Source organism: Pseudomonas sp. W15Feb9B, from assembly GCF_000828175.1.
GTDB lineage: Bacteria > Pseudomonadota > Gammaproteobacteria > Pseudomonadales > Pseudomonadaceae > Aquipseudomonas > Aquipseudomonas parakoreensis.
This window is the reverse complement of record NZ_JTKF01000004.1, coordinates 140,542-158,566: the sequence shown is the minus strand read 5'-3', so window position 1 is coordinate 158,566 and position 18,025 is coordinate 140,542. Positions and strand designations below refer to the sequence as shown.

At 61.8% G+C, this 18,025-nt stretch carries 14 protein-coding genes; 7 read left to right on the top strand and 7 right to left on the bottom strand.

Translation table 11 applies throughout. From position 1 onward, the window contains the following. Positions 1 to 29 precede the first annotated feature (29 nt). The 5 genes from OC71_RS02315 to OC71_RS02295 all read left to right on the top strand — a co-directional run bounded on the left by OC71_RS02315 (position 30) and on the right by OC71_RS02295 (position 5,747). A complete protein-coding gene (locus OC71_RS02315; protein ID WP_041063666.1) occupies positions 30 to 1,106 on the top strand; it encodes a putative 2-aminoethylphosphonate ABC transporter ATP-binding protein in 1,077 nt (358 codons plus the stop codon). After that, complete coding sequence (locus tag OC71_RS02310) at positions 1,106 to 2,830, top strand: putative 2-aminoethylphosphonate ABC transporter permease subunit (RefSeq protein ID WP_041063663.1); 1,725 nt, start codon at positions 1,106 to 1,108, stop codon at positions 2,828 to 2,830. The genes OC71_RS02315 and OC71_RS02310 overlap by 1 nt, the downstream gene beginning before the upstream one ends. A gap of 35 nt (positions 2,831 to 2,865) precedes the next feature. Beyond that, positions 2,866 to 3,891 (top strand): putative 2-aminoethylphosphonate ABC transporter substrate-binding protein, encoded by a 1,026-nt coding sequence (locus OC71_RS02305; RefSeq protein WP_041063660.1) that lies wholly within the window; start codon positions 2,866 to 2,868, stop codon positions 3,889 to 3,891. Between the two features lie 165 nt (positions 3,892 to 4,056). Further along, positions 4,057 to 5,190: a TIGR03364 family FAD-dependent oxidoreductase gene (locus OC71_RS02300; protein ID WP_041063659.1), complete on the top strand. Its 1,134-nt coding sequence runs from the start codon at positions 4,057 to 4,059 to the stop codon at positions 5,188 to 5,190. Continuing rightward, positions 5,190 to 5,747 (top strand): phosphonate degradation HD-domain oxygenase, encoded by a 558-nt coding sequence (locus tag OC71_RS02295; RefSeq protein ID WP_041063655.1) that lies wholly within the window; start codon positions 5,190 to 5,192, stop codon positions 5,745 to 5,747. Before OC71_RS02300 ends, OC71_RS02295 begins: the two co-directional genes overlap by 1 nt. A gap of 161 nt (positions 5,748 to 5,908) precedes the next feature. Here the strand turns inward: OC71_RS02295 and OC71_RS02290 are convergent, their stop codons facing one another. Further along, positions 5,909 to 7,294: a GTPase/DUF3482 domain-containing protein gene (locus OC71_RS02290; RefSeq protein ID WP_041063651.1), complete on the bottom strand. Its 1,386-nt coding sequence runs from the start codon at positions 7,292 to 7,294 to the stop codon at positions 5,909 to 5,911. Then, the gene (locus OC71_RS02285) at positions 7,287 to 8,660 is read right to left on the bottom strand and encodes a DUF2868 domain-containing protein (protein ID WP_041063648.1); all 1,374 of its coding nucleotides are present in this window, start codon (positions 8,658 to 8,660) and stop codon (positions 7,287 to 7,289) included. The genes OC71_RS02290 and OC71_RS02285 overlap by 8 nt, the downstream gene beginning before the upstream one ends. Positions 8,661 to 8,745: 85 nt before the next feature. Here OC71_RS02285 and OC71_RS02280 point away from each other — a divergent pair, with 85 nt between their 5' ends. Next, positions 8,746 to 9,258: a dihydrofolate reductase gene (locus OC71_RS02280; protein WP_041063645.1), complete on the top strand. Its 513-nt coding sequence runs from the start codon at positions 8,746 to 8,748 to the stop codon at positions 9,256 to 9,258. Positions 9,259 to 9,372: 114 nt separating this feature from the next. Here OC71_RS02280 and OC71_RS02275 read toward each other — a convergent pair whose 3' ends face one another. Then, the gene (locus OC71_RS02275) at positions 9,373 to 10,764 is read right to left on the bottom strand and encodes an L-cystine transporter (RefSeq protein ID WP_041063642.1); all 1,392 of its coding nucleotides are present in this window, start codon (positions 10,762 to 10,764) and stop codon (positions 9,373 to 9,375) included. 241 nt (positions 10,765 to 11,005) lie between these two features. On the opposite strand from OC71_RS02275, the gene OC71_RS02270 reads away from it, so the two are divergent. After that, positions 11,006 to 12,061 carry a hypothetical protein gene (locus OC71_RS02270; RefSeq protein WP_041063639.1) on the top strand — a complete coding sequence of 352 codons (1,056 nt, stop codon included), beginning with the start codon at positions 11,006 to 11,008 and terminating at the stop codon, positions 12,059 to 12,061. Between the two features lie 190 nt (positions 12,062 to 12,251). Here OC71_RS02270 and ilvD read toward each other — a convergent pair whose 3' ends face one another. From ilvD to OC71_RS02250, 4 genes are all read right to left on the bottom strand, one after another. After that, the gene (gene ilvD, locus OC71_RS02265; RefSeq protein ID WP_041063634.1) at positions 12,252 to 14,093 is read right to left on the bottom strand and encodes a dihydroxy-acid dehydratase; all 1,842 of its coding nucleotides are present in this window, start codon (positions 14,091 to 14,093) and stop codon (positions 12,252 to 12,254) included. A gap of 257 nt (positions 14,094 to 14,350) precedes the next feature. Next, positions 14,351 to 15,583, bottom strand: a complete 1,233-nt coding sequence (locus OC71_RS02260) for a multidrug effflux MFS transporter (protein WP_041063631.1) — start codon at positions 15,581 to 15,583, stop codon at positions 14,351 to 14,353. Next, complete coding sequence (locus OC71_RS02255; protein ID WP_041063628.1) at positions 15,576 to 16,553, bottom strand: diiron oxygenase; 978 nt, start codon at positions 16,551 to 16,553, stop codon at positions 15,576 to 15,578. The genes OC71_RS02260 and OC71_RS02255 overlap by 8 nt, the downstream gene beginning before the upstream one ends. After that, positions 16,550 to 17,623, bottom strand: a complete 1,074-nt coding sequence (locus tag OC71_RS02250; RefSeq protein WP_041063625.1) for a SagB family peptide dehydrogenase — start codon at positions 17,621 to 17,623, stop codon at positions 16,550 to 16,552. The genes OC71_RS02255 and OC71_RS02250 overlap by 4 nt, the downstream gene beginning before the upstream one ends. Positions 17,624 to 18,025: the final 402 nt, after the last annotated feature.

The window sequence follows — 18,025 nt, the reverse complement described above, 5'->3', positions numbered from 1 at the left end:
TGGCCCCATCAGCTTGATGAGGTCTGTCCATGAATCCTGCCATCGCAACTGCCCTGATCAACCCCGGTGCGCCGATGAAAGTGCGCGGCGTGCAGAAACGCTTCGGCGCGTTCACCGCACTGGATAACGTCTCCCTCGACGTCGCCGCCGGTGAACTGGTGTGCCTGCTCGGCCCGTCGGGCTGCGGCAAGACCACGCTGCTACGCTGCATCGCCGGGCTGGAAAAGCAGGACAGCGGCGAGTTGTACCTTGGTGACCGCGACGTCTCGCACCTTGCGCCGCAGGCCCGGGATTACGGCATTCTGTTCCAGTCCTACGCGCTGTTCCCCAATCTGACCGTCGAAGCGAACATTGCCTACGGCCTCGCCGGCAGTGGTCGTGACGAAGTACGCCGTCGCGTCGGGCAGATGCTGGAGCTGGTCGGCCTCAGCGGCAGTGAGAAAAAGTACCCGGGCCAGTTGTCCGGCGGCCAGCAGCAACGCGTCGCGCTGGCCCGCGCCCTGGCCCCGGCGCCGTCGCTGTTATTGCTTGATGAGCCGATGTCGGCGCTGGACGCCCGGGTGCGCGAGCATCTGTGCACCGAACTGCGCCAGCTGCAGCGCAACCTCGGCATCACCACCCTGATGGTCACCCATAATCAGGACGAAGCCATGCTGATGGCTGACCGCATCGCCGTGATGCACAACGGTCGGGTCGAGCAGTACGCCACTCCGCAGGACATCTACAACCGCCCGGCCACGCCGTTCGTGGCCGAGTTCGTCGGGCAGGGCAACTGGCTGCCGTTCCAGCGCAGCAGCGCCAGTCACGCCCGGGTTGGCGGGATGGATGTACGTCTGGCGGATGGCAGCGTGAGCGGCGCTTCGGGCCGACTGTTCTGCCGTCCGGAAGCGATCAGCGTCAATCCGCTGGTGCACGAAGAAAACCTGTTCCCGGCCAAGGTTCGCGAGATCACGTTCCTCGGCAATCGCTGCCGCATGAGCTTCGAACTCGACCAGTTGCCGGGCCATTCGCTGCTCGCCGAACTGGCGCCGGAAGCCATGCCGCGCCTCGGCGCCCAGCAGATCATGGTCGCCTTGCCGCCGCGCAGCCTGCAGGTGTTTGCCTGATGAGCGCGAACATCGCACTGCCGCTACCGCACAAGCAGGCGCGGCGAGTGTCCGGGGCCGAGGTCGGCGACCGGATCTTCGTCCTCGGTGGCAAACTCCTGCTGCTGTTGCTGCTCGGTGTCGCGGTGTTGCTGCCATTGCTGGCGATCTTCTGGCGCGGTTTCAGCAGCGAGGCCGGACAGGGCGGCGGCTGGCTCGCCGCCAAGGAACTGGTGAGCAGCGAGAATTTCCACTGGCTGCTCGGCAACAGCCTGAAGGTTTCCCTCAGCGTCGCGGCCATCGTCGTCCCGCTGGCCTACCTGTTTGCCTACGCCCTGCAACGCACACTGATTCCGGCCAAGGGCCTCTGGCGCGGGATTTCCCTGCTGCCGTTGATGGCGCCGTCGATGCTGCCGGGGATTGCATTGGTTTATCTGTTCGGCAACCAGGGCATGCTGCGTGGACTGCTTTCGGACAACATCTACGGGTTCTGGGGCATTGTGTTGGGCGAGGTGATCTACACCTTTCCGCATGCGTTGATGATTCTGCTGTCGGCGTTGTCGCTGGCCGATGCGCGGCTGTTCGATGCGGCGTCGAGCATGGGCGCCAGTCCGGCGAAAGCCTTTCGCAGCATCACCTGGCCGGCGACCCGGCAAGCGGTATTCGCCGCGTTCTGTCTGGTGTTCACCCTGACCATCACCGATTTCGGCGTGCCCGTGGTGGTCGGTGGCGACTATCAAGTGCTGGCACTGGAAGCCTACAAAGCCGTGGTCGGCCAGCAGCAATTCGGCCGCGGCGCGTTGATCGGCATGGTGCTGTTGTTGCCGGCGCTGTTCAGCTTCGGCGTCGATGCCTGGTTGCGTCGGCGTCACGGCGATTCCATGAGTGGCCGTGCGCAAGTATTCAAACCAGCGCCGTCGAAAATGCGTGATGCCTGCTATCTGGCGATTGTTGTGTTGATCAGCGCGGCGTTGCTGCTGGTGTTCGGCATGGCGGTGTTCTCCTCGCTGGTGAAGTTCTGGCCGTACAACCTGTCGCTGTCGCTCAATCACTACCAGTTCAACGAGACTGCCGGCGGTGGCTGGCTGGCGTACAGCAACAGCTTGAAGATGGCGCTGGGCACGGCGCTGATCGGCAGCGTGCTGATCTTCACCGGCGCTTACCTGATGGAGAAAACCCGCAGCCAGCGCGGCCTCAACTTGACGCTGCGCATGCTCAGTTTCATCCCGATGGCCGTGCCGGGGCTGGTGCTCGGTCTGGGTTATGTCTTCTTCTTCAACCTCAGCGGCAACCCGCTGCACGTGCTGTACGGCACGATGACCCTGCTGATCGTCTGCACCATTGCGCACTACCTGACCACCGCACAAATGACCGCGACCACCGCGCTGCGCCAGCTCGACGCCGAGTTCGAAGCCGCCGCGCTGTCGCTCAAGGCGCCGCTGTACCGCCATTACCTGCGGGTCACCGTGCCGATCTGTCTGCCGGCGCTGCTGGACATCGTGCGCTACCTGTTCGTCTCGGCGATGACCACGGTGTCGGCGGCGATCTTCCTCTACAGCCCCGACACCATCCTCGCGGCGGTGGCGGTGCTGAACATGGATGACGCCGGCAACGTCGGCGGCGCGGCGGCGATGTCGACCCTGATTCTGTTCACCTCGGCAGGCGTGTCCTTGCTGCTGGCGTGGGCTTCGCGCGGCTTGCTGCGCCGTTCCCAGGCCTGGCGGCAAACCGCGCCCGGTCACTGATTTTCCCAACCTCAACTCAAGACAGGAAAACGATCATGTTCAAGCCTATGGCCCTGGCCGCTGCTGTGCTCGCTACTTTCAGCCTGAATGCCTTCGCGGCAAAAACCGAGTTGACGGTGTACACCGCCCTCGAAGCCGAGCAACTGACCGCTTACAAAGCCGCATTCGAAAAGGCCAACCCGGACGTCGAAATCAAGTGGGTGCGTGACTCCACCGGGATCATCACTGCCAAACTGCTGGCCGAAAAGGCCCGTCCACAGGCTGACGCGGTGTGGGGCCTGGCCGCTTCGAGCCTGGCCATCCTCGATCAGCAGGGCATGCTGCAAAGCTACGCACCGAAGGATCTGGGCAAGATCGGCGCGAACTACCGCGACGCCGCTAACCCGCCAGCCTGGGTCGGGATGGACGTGTGGGCCGCGACCATCTGCTTCAACACCGTCGAAGCCGAGAAGCAGGGACTGAGTAAACCGGTGAGCTGGCAGGATCTGACCAAGCCTGAGTACAAGGGCAAGATCGTCATGCCTAACCCGGCGTCGTCCGGCACCGGTTTCCTCGACGTCAGCGCCTGGCTGCAAACCTTCGGCGAGAAGCAGGGCTGGGCCTACATGGACGGTCTGCACCAGAACATCGGCCAGTACGTTCATTCCGGTTCCAAGCCTTGCAAACTGGCTGCTGCGGGCGAATTTCCGATCGGCATTTCCTTTGAGTATCCAGCCGTACAGTTGAAGCGCCAGGGCGCGCCGCTGGACATCATCCTGCCGAAGGAAGGCCTGGGCTGGGAGATCGAAGCCACAGCGGTGATCAAAGGCACCCCGCATGAAGACGCGGCGAAAAAACTCGCGGACTTCTCCGCCAGCGCCGAGGCGATGGATCTGTACAAGGAGAACTTTGCGGTTCTTGCGCAGCCGGGTATCGCCAAGCCGCAGACCGAACTGCCGGCCGACTACGAGCAGCGCCTGATCAAGAACGACTTCGCCTGGGCCTCGAAGAATCGCGACGAGATCCTCACCGAGTGGCGCAAGCGCTATGACGGCAAGTCCGAGAAAGTCGCTGCCAAGTAACTGACTCACACAGCCTGTGGCGAGGGAGCTTGCTCCCGCTGGAGCGCGAAGCGGTCCCAAATCCTGCAAACGAGTAGTGTCAGGCACTCCGCGTCTGCTGAATTTACGACTGCTGCGCAGCCGAGCGGGAGCAAGCTCCCTCGCCACACAAGCGGGATTGCTTTTATGACACAACACCAAGACCTGCTCATCGTCGGCGCCGGCATCCTCGGCCTGTCCCACGCCTACGCCGCCGCCAGACGCGGTCTCAAGGTCAGCGTTTTCGAACGCACCGCCACGCCCCTCGGCGCTTCGGTGCGCAACTTCGGTCAGGCGCTGGTCACCGGCCAGCCGCCGGGCCAGATGCTCGAACTGGCCAAGGCCAGCCGCGAGATCTGGGGCGACTGGGCGCAACTCGCCGGTCTGCACATCAAGCGCAACGGCTCGTACCTGTTCGCCCGCAGCGAAGCCGAAGAACACGTGCTCGAAGCTTTCTGCAACGGTCGCGCCGTGGAGCACGGTTACAACGTGGCCTTGCTGCGTGGCGCCGCACTGCGTGATCTGTACCACGGCCAGTTCAGTCACCACCGTGCTGCATTGCACGGCCTGGACGATCAACAGCTGTACTCGCGCGAAGCAATCCCCGCGCTGATTGACTACCTGCGCCGCGACCTCGGCGTCGAGTTTCATTTCAGTACGCTGGTGCGCGACGTCCAACCGGGGCGCCTGCACAGCACCGCCGGCAGCTTCACGGCAAAGCAAATCATCGTCTGCTCCGGCCACGATTATCAGACCCTGTTGGCCGAGCCGATCGCCGCGCTCGATCCGCAGATCTGCCGCCTGCAAATGCTTCGCGCCAAACCGCAGATTGAGCTGAACCTGCAACACGCCTTGCTCACCGGTCTGAGCTGCGTGCACTACGGCGCCTTCGCCGATCTGCCGCAAGCGGCGGCGGTGCAGGCGCAGATCCTGCGTGAGCAACCGCACCTGCACGACAACGGCATTCACCTGCTGATCAGCCCGACGCCGTATGGCGAGCTGATCATCGGCGACTCGCACCATTACGGCAGCGATCCGTCGCCGTTCAATGCCGAGCAAGTGGACAACTGGATGCTCGATCTGGCCGAACAGACGCTGGGCTGCAAGGTGCAAGTGCTCGAGCGCTGGCAGGGCGTCTACGGTGCCCGGGGGCCGGGACCGTTTTCGTTGCTGCGCCCGGCCCCGGGGCTGAGTGTGGCGTTGATGCACACCGGCGTCGGCATGAGCGTCGGTCCGGCACTGGCCGAACGCAATGTCGCGCGGTTGCTGGAGGAAATCTGATGGATCACCCACAAATTGTCGCCCGGGTATTCAACTTGTACGAACGCTTCGGTAACAGCGACTACATCGGCGAGCCGGTGTCGCAGATCGAGCACATGTCTCAGGCCGCGCAGTTGGCGATGGCTGAAGGGTTTGATGATGAAGTGGTGCTGGCGGCGTTCTTCCATGACATCGGTCATTTGTGTGCCGAGGGCGCCGAGAACATGGGCGGCTATGGCGTGGTCAGCCATGAGCGATTGGGTGCGGACTACTTGCGTGAGGCGGGTTTTAGTGAGCGTATGGCCCGGCTGGTGGAATATCACGTGCAGGCCAAGCGCTATCTGACCTTGCGTGAGCCTGGGTATTTCGAGCGCCTGAGTGAAGCGAGTCGCCGGACCCTGGAGTATCAGGGCGGGGTGATGAGCGAGGCTGAGGCGGATGCGTTTGAGCGTGATCCGTTGTGTGCCGTGAGTTTGCGCATGCGCCAGTGGGACGAGCTGGCCAAGGAGAGGGCGGTGCCGGTGATGGATTTGGGTGTGCTGAAGCGCAAGGCTGAGGTTTTGTTGTCGGCTGAGTGATTGCAACCCTCTCCCGGAGGGAGAGGGAGCCGACCGTGTTGTTCTTGGGCCCTACATCGATCTGAAATATCCAGTCGAACTCAGGTTTTGAAAAGCCAGAAGATCTGCTCCCTTCCCCCTCTACCCCTTGGGGGAGAGGGCTGGGGTGAGGGGGTAGCGATCTAAAGCTCAAGCACCCGATCAACCAACGCCTCAATCTGCTCCTGCCGCTCCGCCTGATTCAACTTCGCATGCGGATTGAGCGAAGACCACTGCGGATGCGCCCGCGCCTTGTTCAGCGCCTCCGGTAGCTTGCCCTCGCGCCAGGTCTTGTCCTGCGGGGTGGCGACCTGAACCGCGTCCATCGCCGCATGCCCGCGCTGATCCAGCGCCAGCAACAGTTGGCGCTGCCGCAACGCCAGCAGCCGCAACACCCCGTCATCCACGGTCAACTCCCGCTGGCCCCTGATCTTGCCCAGCAAGCGGCTGCCATAACTGCGCGCCGTTTGCAGCGCACCGCCGGCAATCGCCCCGGCCAGCGCCGCCGCACCGAGGGTGATCCCCCCCACCAGCAAATCCACCCCAGCCCCGGCAGCGGCACCGGCAGCAATCCCGCCGCCCACCCGCACGCCGAGTTGCTTCAGGGTTTCCGGGTTGAACAGGTCATCGCCCCAACGCCCGTCGAGCAACGGCAAATCACTGGCCGCCGCATCCTGCGGGCGGAACGCATAGAGCTTGAGCAGCGCCTCAACGCATTTCTGCTCACGCTGGCGCACGGCTTTGCGCAATTCGCTGATGGCTTGCTGTTCCTGCTCGGCCTCGCTGACCACGCTGCGCCGGCACGCCGCACAATCGATCAGCAATTCGGCGATCAGGCGTGCCGCACTTTGCTGGCGCGCCAGGCGCTGGGCCTGCTGATCGGCGATCAGCCGTTCCAGTTGCGGCCGGGCGTTTTCCAGCAGCAGCGCGAGGCTTTCGTACAGGCGCCGCTCGCCATCTTCCGGCGGCGCAACGCTGTCGAACCGCACCAGCGCATGCAGGCCGAGCCGCGCCAACGCTTCGCGCCAGTCCGGTTCGCGATGGTTGGCGCTGCTGACGAAATTCAGCACCGGCAGCAGCGGTTTACCGCAGCTGGCCAGCACTTCGAGTTCGTCGCGATACTTGGCCAGCACCGGCTCACGGGCGTCGATCACATACAGACCGGCGTCGGAGGCGAGCAGTTGCCGCAGCACTTTCGCCTCCTGTTCGAAACGCTGGCGCGCCTCACTGCCGTCGAGAAACCGCGCCAGTCGCGCCGGGCCGTCGAGGCGTTCGCCGGGGCGCTCCAGACGCTCGAGGAAATCCAGCAGGGCAATGGCGTCTTCCAGCCCCGGCGTGTCGTAGAGATCGAGCAAGGGCTCGCCGTCCACCGACAACCGCGCGCCCTCGACATGCCGAGTGGTGCTGGGCCGGTGCGAGACTTCGCCGAAACCGACGTCACGGGTCAAGGTGCGCAGCAGCGAGGTCTTGCCGACGTTGGTGTGGCCGACCACCGCGAGTTTCAGCGGCGCTTTCCGGGCATCAGTCATGACCTGTCTCCAGCCAGTTCATCGGTGCGCAATCGGCGAACGGCAGCTCCAGTTGTTGCAACGCGACGTGCCAGTCGCCGAGACGGGCACTGTCCAGCGCTTCGCCGGGTGGTGCTTGCAGCAGCCAGACGCGGGTGGCGCTGGCGTTGCGCGCCAGTTCGGCAATCAGCGCGAGGCTGCCGCGATCCGGCGAGCGTCGTGGATCGCAGGCGATCAACAGGCGCGCCGGAGGGAAACGGCTGAGCTGTTCGAGCAGTTTGTGCCGCGATTCGCGGCTGTCGAGGATCCCGGCGTTGCTCACGGTTTTCGGCAGCGCTGGCGGCCAGGAGCGTTGATCGTCGAGTTCGATGGCGACCAGCAGGGCACCCTCGCTGGCGTGTTCGCTGACGCTGCTTTCGACGCGATGCAACTGCTCAGGCGCCGCGTCGTTAATGCCGAGACGTTCGCTGGTCGGCATCAGCCGTTCGCGCAGCTGGGCGTAGCCGGGCAGGTTGAGGTCCAGCGCCAGCGCGGCTTTGCCGCGATTCCAGCGCCAGAAACACACCAGCGTCAGCAGCAGACGCGGCAGCACGCCGTAGACCACCAGCACACCGACCAGCCAGGTCGCCCAGGCCTGTCGCGCGCTTTCGATACCCAGCGCCGCGTCGCCACTGGCACGGATCATTTCCACGCTGGGTACGTTGAAACCGAGCAGCGCCGGCAGCGCGCCAAGGGCTTGGGTCAGGTTGATGAACGTATCCGCGCTGAGGATCGTGGTTTCCCAGACGAAGCCATAGCGCCGGGTCGCCATCAGCGTCAGCAGCAACAGCAGTGCACTGAGCATCGCCAGTAACCACAGGCCATTGACCAATGTGCCGAGCGCCCAGCGATTGAGTTTTTTGCGCTGCAACATCAGCAGCAGGGCCGGCGCGAGTTGCGCGGCTTTGGCATCGCGGGCGAGTTTTTCGCTGAGCCACAGCCACAAGCGCCCGAGGGTGGCGCCGTGTTCACCGGCAAAGATCAGCCCCAGCGCCCAGCTCAGCAGCAGAATCAGGTTCAGCCCGAGCAGGCTGCCCAAGGCCCAGAACACATTCACCGGTGACTGGCTCAGTGCGGCGAAGGCCAGTCCGGCGCCGCTCAGCAGCGCGAAAATCACCAGCAGTACCAGCGCCAGACGCGCGCCCTGCAGCCAGTGCTTGAGTGCCGTGCTCAGCCCGTCGCGCTCGGCCAGCCACGCCGCCCGGCGCTGAATACGGCTCGGCAGATCGCCGCCGGCCGCGCGGGCCAGTCGATTGGCTTCCAGATCCTCCAGGAGACCTGCGTGTTCTTCACGCAGGCGGATGGTTTCAGTCAGCCAGAGGTTTTGCAGGGGAGTCAGTTCAGTCACGCGCCATTCCGTTGCTCGATTGAGCCGTGAGCATAACCGCTGTGGCGCTTATCGGGTCAAGCGAGGCTCTGGTATCCTCGCCGGCATGACTAAATCACTCCCCCTCAGCCTGATCGCAGCCCTCGGTGAAAACCGCGTGATCGGCGTCGACAACAGCATGCCCTGGCACCTGCCGGGGGACTTCAAATACTTCAAGGCCACGACCCTCGGCAAGCCGATCATCATGGGCCGCAAGACCTGGGATTCGCTCGGTCGTCCGCTGCCGGGCCGCTTGAACATCGTGGTCAGCCGTCAGCCGGATCTGCTGCTGGAGGGGGCGGAAGTGTATCCGTCGCTGGAAGCTGCAGTGGTGCGCGCCGAGGAATGGGCGAAAGCGCAGGGCGTCGATGAGTTGATGCTGATTGGCGGCGCGCAGTTGTATGCGCAAGGGCTGGCGCAGGCCGATCGTCTGTATCTGACCCGTGTGGCGCTGAGCCCGGAAGGGGATGCGTGGTTTCCGGAGTTTGACCTGAACCAGTGGACGCTGGTGTCGAACGTGCCGAATCCGGCTGAGGGCGGCAAGCCCGCGTACAACTTCGAAGTCTGGGAAAAAGCTTAATTAACCTGTGGCGAGGGAGCTTGCTCCCGCTGGCCTGTGCAGCAGGCCCAAGATGTTGGGGTCGCTTCGCAACCCAGCGAGAGCAAGCTCCCTCACCACAAGTGTGTGTTGCTGTCAGGCCTGAGCAAGCTCCGCATGCTCATCGGCATCCAGCAGCGCTTTATCCGTCTGCTGCATCACCTGGCTGGTAATCGCACCGGCCGTGATCGAACCACTCACGTTCAACGCCGTACGACCCATGTCGATCAGCGGCTCCACCGAAATCAGCAGCGCCACCAGTGACACCGGCAAGCCCATCGCCGGCAGCACGATCAGTGCGGCGAATGTCGCGCCGCCACCGACTCCGGCCACACCGGCCGAGCTCAGGGTCACAATTGCCACCAGCGTCGCGATCCACAGCGGATCCAGCGGATTGATGCCGACCGTTGGCGCCACCATCACCGCGAGCATCGCCGGGTACAGACCGGCGCAACCGTTCTGGCCGATGGTCGCACCGAACGAGGCGGCAAAACTTGCCACTGACTGCGGAATGCCCAGACGACGGGTCTGCGCTTCGATGCTCAGCGGAATGCTCGCGGCGCTGGAACGGCTGGTGAACGCGAACGTCAGCACCGGCCAGATCTTGCGGAAGAACCGCAGCGGGTTGATCCCGGCCGCTGACACCAGCAGGCCATGCACCACGAACATCAGGCCCAGACCGAGGTACGAAACCACGACGAAACTGCCGAGCTTGATGATGTCTTGCAGGTTGGAGCCGGCGACCACTTTGGTCATCAGCGCCAATACGCCGTACGGGGTCAGCTTCATCACCAGACGCACCAGACGCATCACCCAGGCTTGCAAGGTGTCGATGGCGTTGATCACTTTCTGGCCTTTTTCGACGTCATCCTTGAGCAGTTGCAGCGCCGCGACACCGAGGAAAGCGGCGAAGATCACCACGCTGATGATCGAGGTCGGCTTGGCCCGGGCCAGGTCGGCGAACGGGTTCTGCGGAATGAACGACAGCAGCAGCTGCGGCACATTCAGGTCGGCGACCTTGCCGGCGTAGTCGGTCTGGATGGTTTGCAGACGGGCCATTTCCTGAGTACCGGCGACCAGGCCTTCGGCGGTGAGGCCGAACAGGTTGGTCAGGCCGATACCGATCAGCGCCGCAATCGCGGTGGTGAACAGCAGCGTGCCGATGGTCAGGAAGCTGATCTTGCCCAGCGACGACGCGTTGTGCAGACGTGCCACCGCGCTGAGGATCGAAGCGAACACCAGCGGAATCACGATCATTTGCAGCAACTGCACGTAACCGTTGCCGACCAGATCGAACCAGCCGATCGAGGCTTTCAGCACCGGATTGCCGGCACCGTAAACGGTGTGCAGGGCCACGCCGAACGCCACGCCCAGCACCAGTGCGAGCAGGACTTTTTTCGCCAGGCTCCACGTCGTGTGGCGAGTTTGCGCCAGACCGAAGAGCAGGGCGAGGAACACCAGCAGATTGAGGATCAGCGGCAGATTCATGAAGACTCCGATAAGACTTGTGCCAGTCGCCTTCTGGGGCAACTGCGAACCGGCAAGCCTAACAGTTTGATTTCCAATGAATTAATACCGAAATAGCAGGTCGTCCGTCGTTTTTGGAATAAGCGCTTGTCGCTCTCGGCAATGCAACTGGCGTTGAGAAGACGTAAGCGGTCGCTGACAGACGAGGACTGTCACACTTATTTGTTAGCGTCGATGTCTTTCAGTCAGGGAGAAAACGTCGATGAAGTTCGCACCGAAAATGCTCGCTGTGGTGCTTGGATTGGGCTTGGCCGCCCACGCATTCGCCACCGATCTGAAGCACTGGCCGGCGGATCAGGCCAAGGCGCTGGACGCGATGATCGCGGCCAACGCCAACAAAGGTAACTACGCGGTGTTCGACATGGACAACACCAGTTACCGCTATGACCTCGAAGAGTCGTTGCTGCCGTTCATGGAAAACAAGGGCCTGATCACCCGCGACAAACTCGATCCCTCCCTGAAGCTGATGCCGTTCAAGGACACCGCCGACCATAAGGAAAGCCTGTTCAGTTACTACTATCGCCTGTGCGAAGTCGACGACATGGTCTGCTACCCGTGGGTGGCGCAGGTATTCTCCGGCTTCACGCTCAAGGAACTCAAAGGCTACGTCGATGAGCTGATGGCGTCGGGCAAACCGGTGCCGGCGACCTATTACGACGGCGACGTGGTGAAGAACCTCGATGTGCAGCCGCCGAAAGTCTTCACCGGCCAGGCCGAGCTGTACAACAAGTTGATGGAGAATGGCATCGAGGTCTACGTGATGACCGCTGCCTCGGAAGAACTGGTACGCATGGTCGCGGCCGATCCGAAGTACGGTTACAACGTCAAACCGCAGAACGTGATCGGCGTGACCACCTTGCTGAAGAACCGCGAAACCGGCGAGCTGACGACCGCGCGCAAGCAGATCACCGCCGGCAAGTATGACGAGAAGGCCAACCTCGGCCTCGAACTGACCCCGTACCTGTGGACCCCGGCGACCTGGATGGCCGGCAAGCATGCGGCGATCCTGACCTATATCGACGAGTGGAAAAAACCGGTGCTGGTGGGCGGCGACACCCCGAGCAGCGACGGCTACATGCTGTTCCACGATGTGGATGTAGCCAAGGGCGGCATTCACTTGTGGGTCAACCGCAAGGACAAATACATGACTCAATTGAACGGCATGATGGCCAAGCACGCGGCGGCGCAGGCCAAGGAAGGGTTGCCGGTGACGGCGGACAAGAACTGGGTGATTGTGAAGCCAGAGGAAATTCAGTAAGACCGGGTCGCTCCCATCGCTGGCAAGCCAGCTCCCACAGTGTCCAAGGTGAAACACAAATGGTGAGAACACCATAAATCCCTGTGGGAGCTGGCTCGCCAGCGATGGGGCCCTCGTGTTCACCCATTGATTCGATCAAGCAAAAAAATGCCCCGCACTTGGCGGGGCATTTTTATTCGGCGGCTAAAATTTACAGCCCGTCGAGCATCGCCTTGTTACGCACCGCACCCTTGTCGGCGCTGGTCGCCAGCAGGGCGTAGGCCTTCAGGGCGGTGGTCACTTTGCGTGGACGCTGTTCGACCGGTTTCCAGCCTTTCTTGTCCTGCTCGACCCGGCGCGCAGCCAGTTCTTCATCGCTGACCAACAGGTTGATCGAGCGGTTCGGAATGTCGATCAGCACTTTGTCGCCATCCTGAACCAGACCGATCGCGCCGCCGGCCGCAGCTTCTGGCGAAGCGTGGCCGATCGACAAGCCGGAAGTACCGCCGGAGAAGCGACCGTCGGTGAGCAACGCACAGGCTTTGCCCAGGCCTTTGGACTTCAGGTACGACGTCGGGTAGAGCATTTCCTGCATGCCCGGGCCACCTTTCGGACCTTCGTAGCGAATGATGACGATGTCGCCTTCCTTCACTTCGTCGGCAAGGATGCCGCGCACCGCGCTGTCCTGGCTTTCGAAGATTTTCGCGTTGCCTTCGAAGACGTGGATCGACTCGTCAACGCCGGCGGTCTTCACCACGCAGCCGTCCAGCGCGATATTGCCGTACAGCACGGCCAGGCCACCTTCTTTCGAGTAGGCGTGTTCGAAGCTGCGGATGCAGCCGTTTTCACGGTCGTCATCCAGGGTTTCCCAACGAGTCGACTGGCTGAACGCGGTCTGGGTCGGGATGCCCGCCGGGCCGGCCTTGAAGAATTGATGCACGGCTTCATCGTCGGTCTGGGTGATGTCCCACTTGGCGATGGCTTCTTCCATGCTGCGGCTGTGCACGGTTGGCAGGTCGGTGTGCAGCAGACCGCCGCGTGCCAGCGAACCGAGGATGCTGAAGATGCCGCCAGCGCGGTGCACGTCTTCCATGTGGTACTTCTGGATGTTCGGCGCCACTTTGCACAGTTGCGGCACGCTGCGCGAGAGACGGTCGATGTCGCGCAGATCGAAATCGATCTCGGCTTCCTGGGCGGCCGCCAGCAGGTGCAGTATGGTGTTGGTCGAACCGCCCATGGCGATGTCGAGCATCATCGCGTTCTCGAACGCCTTGAAGTTGGCGATGTTGCGCGGCAGCACGGATTCGTCGTTCTCGCCGTAGTAACGCTTGCACAGCTCGACGATGGTGCGGCCGGCCTGCAGGAACAGCTGCTCGCGATCACTGTGGGTAGCGAGGGTCGAACCGTTGCCCGGCAATGCCAGGCCGAGGGCTTCGGTCAGGCAGTTCATCGAGTTGGCGGTGAACATGCCGGAGCAGGAACCGCAGGTCGGGCAAGCGCTGCGCTCGTACTCGGCGACTTTCTCGTCAGAAGCGCTGGAGTCGGCGGCGATCACCATGGCGTCGACGAGGTCGAGGCCGTGGGAAGCGAGTTTGGTCTTGCCGGCTTCCATCGGACCACCGGACACGAAGATCACCGGAATGTTCAGGCGCAGGGCGGCCATCAGCATGCCCGGGGTGATCTTGTCGCAGTTGGAGATGCAGACGATGGCGTCGGCGCAGTGGGCGTTGACCATGTATTCGACGGAGTCGGCGATGATCTCGCGGCTCGGCAGCGAATACAACATGCCGTCGTGACCCATGGCGATGCCATCATCCACGGCGATGGTATTGAATTCTTTCGCGACGCCACCGGCGCGTTCGATCTCACGGGCGACCAGTTGACCGAGGTCTTTGAGGTGCACGTGGCCCGGCACGAACTGGGTAAAGGAGTTGGCAATGGCGATGATCGGCTTCTTGAAGTCGTCATCTTTCATCCCGGTGGCGCGCCACAGTGCGCGGGCGCCGGCCATGTTGCGGCCGTGGGTGGATGTTTTCGAGCGGTAATCTGGCATGGAGCACTCCGGGCGGCTAATCAGGTATCAAAAGGGAGTGAGCTTCTATTGACGTCTGGAACACTCAGAAATGGCCGTGTGTCCTGGATGTTGCCGATGACTTTGCGGGATCGCCGCTTGCCTCAGCCTGAGCTCATAAACCCGCCGGGGGATGAATGGCGATGAATCAGCCGATTCTACACCGCTGGCGTCTGGAGGGAATGGCGCAAAGCGTTGTTCCAGTGCCGACGGTGCGTATGGCATGACGACTGGCAGGCTCAATCGCTGCCAGAGGGCGTGACGGCGCCGTTTTCGATGACGCTGGCGCGATGGCTGATCCGCTTGTTCAACGCCAGCGCGATGCAACTGAGCAGGACAAAACAGTAGCCGAGGGTGGCTTGCAGGTTGCTTGGGCTCAGGCTGATCAAGGCGCTGATCAAGCCACCACAAATGAAAATGATCGTACTGCCGGCCGAAGCCGAGGTGCCGGCATTCTCGGGAAACAGGCTCATGGCCCGCGAGGTGGCTGCAGGGCGTGTGATAGTGGTGCCGGCGGTGCAGATCAACATCGGAATCAGCACTGTGGTCGCTGAGAGCGCAAGGTGCCTGGCCATGAACAGCATCACCAGCCCCGCCAGCAGGATCAGGCTCAGCCCCACCACCATTTGCTGTCCGGGCGAGATTCGCCGGCTCAGCAGAGTGGCGACGATCCCGCCAGCGACATAGGCCGCACCGTAGATCAGCAGGATCAGCGAGAAGTCGTAGGCGGACAACTGCAATTGATCCATGAAGATCAACGGCGAAATGACGACGAACGAGAAGTGGCAGGCGAATGCGAAAGCCGAAATCAGCCAGTAGCCGACGAACTCGAAATCCCTGAGCACCCGTCGATAGGCGCTGAGAAAATTGAGCGGTGTAGCCTTGACGGCTGGCCGCCCACCCTCCAGAAACAGCCAGGCTTTGAGCAACACCACTGCCGCCAAAACGATGAACACCCAGAAGCTGCCGCGCCAGCCCAGGGCCGCTTGCAGGAAGCTGCCAGCCAGCGGTGACAGGGAGATGAAGATCCCGGTGGCGGTCACCATCAGGATCCGCAGGCGATCGCGCTCCTTGCCATCGAACAGGTCCTGTACCAGCGCCTGCGACAGGACAAAACAGCCGCAACCGATGGCCTGCACGATGCGAAAAGCCATGAACAGTATGTAGTCACTGGTCGTCACGCAACCGATGGCGCCGAGGATCGAGACTCCCATGCCGGCGAGTAAAAGTCCCTTGCGCCCGATGACGTCGGACAACGGCCCGATCACCAGTTGGGCAAAGGAAATGCCCACGGCGAACAGGCTGATCGACAGGGCAATATCGGCTGGAGTGCGAGCGAAGTGTTCGGCCAGCGCCGGGAACGAAGGCAGCAGAACATCCAGCGGAAACACACCCAGCAGCACCATGGCCAACAGCAGACTGACCGCCCCACGGCGTTGTCGGGTTGTTACTGCCTTTCTTCCTTCATGCATCGATCAGTCCTGCCTTGGCGAAAAGTTTGCGGTTGTTGGGTAGCGCGAAAAATCCGGCCCTTTCGAGTGCGGCAAGCGTGGCCACGGCTCCGGATCTGGCACGCTGGCGGCTGGCGTGCTCGTTGGTCAGGCCGTCGAGGATTTCCTTGATCGCACCTTCGCCGATACCGGCGCGGCGCAGGCTTTGGTGCAGCCATTGCTCGTCCACCTCGAAGAAGGTCGCCAGGGTCTCCAGCAAGGTTCTGGCAACGAAGGCGCGCTGGCGGCTGTTCAGGGTCAACCAGAGGTAGTGGAAGACTTCGGAAAAAAACCGGCTGTGGCGCGCTTCGTCAGCGAGGTGATCGCGCAACATGTCATTCACGCTGCTGACCAGCGTTTCCCGACACACATCCAGCAGCTCCCGTGCAATGATGGTTTCCGAGACGAAACCCAGCAGAAACCATGCCAGTGGGCGTTTACTCTCCGGCGTTCGGGCAATCTGACCGGTCAGGCGGGTGATGCGCAGCGGCATCTGCGGGCGACCGGTAAAACCATGCAGTTCGGCGATCTGTTCGGCTAGATGATGGGAGAACAGCGCGTGATAACCCTCGTCGGTATACAGCTGCAGCGCGGCGGTTTTCATCCGTGAAGGAATGTAGGCGGGCAACTCGCCGTGGACGATGGTTTCCACGGCGCGGTTGACGATGCGGTGTTCAAGCAGCGTGGTGTAGTCCAGGAAGTGCACCAGGTGGCTGGCTGCCAGCCGATGCATGACCTTGCTGCCTGCGGCTTCGATGGCCGGATGGGACAGATACGGCAGGAAGGCCGGCGGGAACCAGAAGCGGGTCTGCAGTTGCAGCTGCAGGTCTTCCGGCAACTGGTAGTCGTGCCGGCTGGTGCGTACCGAAGCGTGGTTGTTCCAGTCGCCGAGGGTGAATCGAAGCGCCCAGGACGTTGGCGCTTCGGGAAGATCCGTGGATGGCACGTTCATGTCCGCGTCTCCAGCAACAGCTCGCGCATTTCCTGACACATCGCCTGACCGTCGCTGGCACCGCAGCCGACAAAGAACAACGGTTGTTCAGCGCTGCCTTCGAGCTTGAGCAGGGCTTCGACCTGCCGATCAGCGAATGCCCCGGTCAGCCACGTTCCCAGGCCCAGCGCCGTGGCCACCAGTTGAAAGGTCTGCGACAGATGACCCGCCTCGACGAACGCCATGCGATAGGCGCGCGAGTGTTCATACTTCCACCAGAGCTTGTCGAAACGAGCGGTGATGAACAGGCCCAGAGGCAGGTTATTGATGAAATGCTGGCCCGCCAGCAAATGGCCGAGCGCAGGTTCGGGCAATGGGTTGACCCGGCTGAGCGCGTGGTCTGCCGGGTGATAGGCGTAGAGGCCCGGTTCAAGACCCTCGATATTGCGTGCCAGAAGAAAGCCTTCACAGGCATTCAGTCCACCCCCGGAGGGACTGCTGCGACGGGCGCCGAGGCCTTCGGCGATGCTTTCGTCGCGGTCATGGTCGCGATGGTGAAGAAAACCCAGTGTGAGATACATCAGCGTGCCGACGTCGCCGAGCGTGATCGCTTCGCCAGTAAAGGAGCGGCAGGTTTTTCTCAAGCGCAGGACATTACCCAGGCTGGCGACGGTCAGGGCCGCAGAGGCGGGGAGGGCGATTCGAGGTGCGTCTTCAAGTATCGGGCGATCTTGAGCGGGTGCCGGTGTGGTCAGCACCGCACTGCAATGGTTCAGGTATTGCCTGGACCACTCATGAATATTCTGGGGCGTCTGTTCGCAGGGAATGTTCTGGGTACCAATATGATAAATCTTCGACAGCTCGTCCCAGCCCCATGGCGGACTGTCTATTTTTGCAACGGTTAATATGCCTGCGTTTAGAAGTTGTGAGTCTATTATGTTGCGTCTGTCGAACTGTCCCGGATTATTGATTAGTTGTGCAAGTCGACAAGAGTAACTCAGGTCCAGTTCATGTTGAGTGTGGTCTTTGTAGTTCCAGACTATTTGTCCGGGCGTGCGCGGCAATATGAATAAATAAGGATTGATGTACATGTTGTATTCATCACTCTGGACGTAGTCGAAAGAACGCTGGGGTGCCGGCACTCCCCAGCGTTCAGGTTTACTTAACGGGCTTTAGGCGCAACCAGAAAAGCCAGGTTTGCGATTTTGTTGGTTTCCAGAGTAATTGCTTTCATAAGTATGAACTCCTTGTTCATTGAGAGTGAATGTCACCGTCGTGGTGACAACTTAATAATAGGTTGTAATGAATTATTGGCAAGCGATACTTGGGTAGGAAATTTCTATTAATTTTGTCGGAGTGGATGTGCTGCAAGGTCAAGTTTGTAAGTTTTGGATCTTGAAATTCAATGCGCAGGGAAATGTCCTGCGTACATGTAGGAAGTTAGTTGTAGGAAAAGGAAAGGAATTCGACGATATTGCATCGCCGTAAAGCAA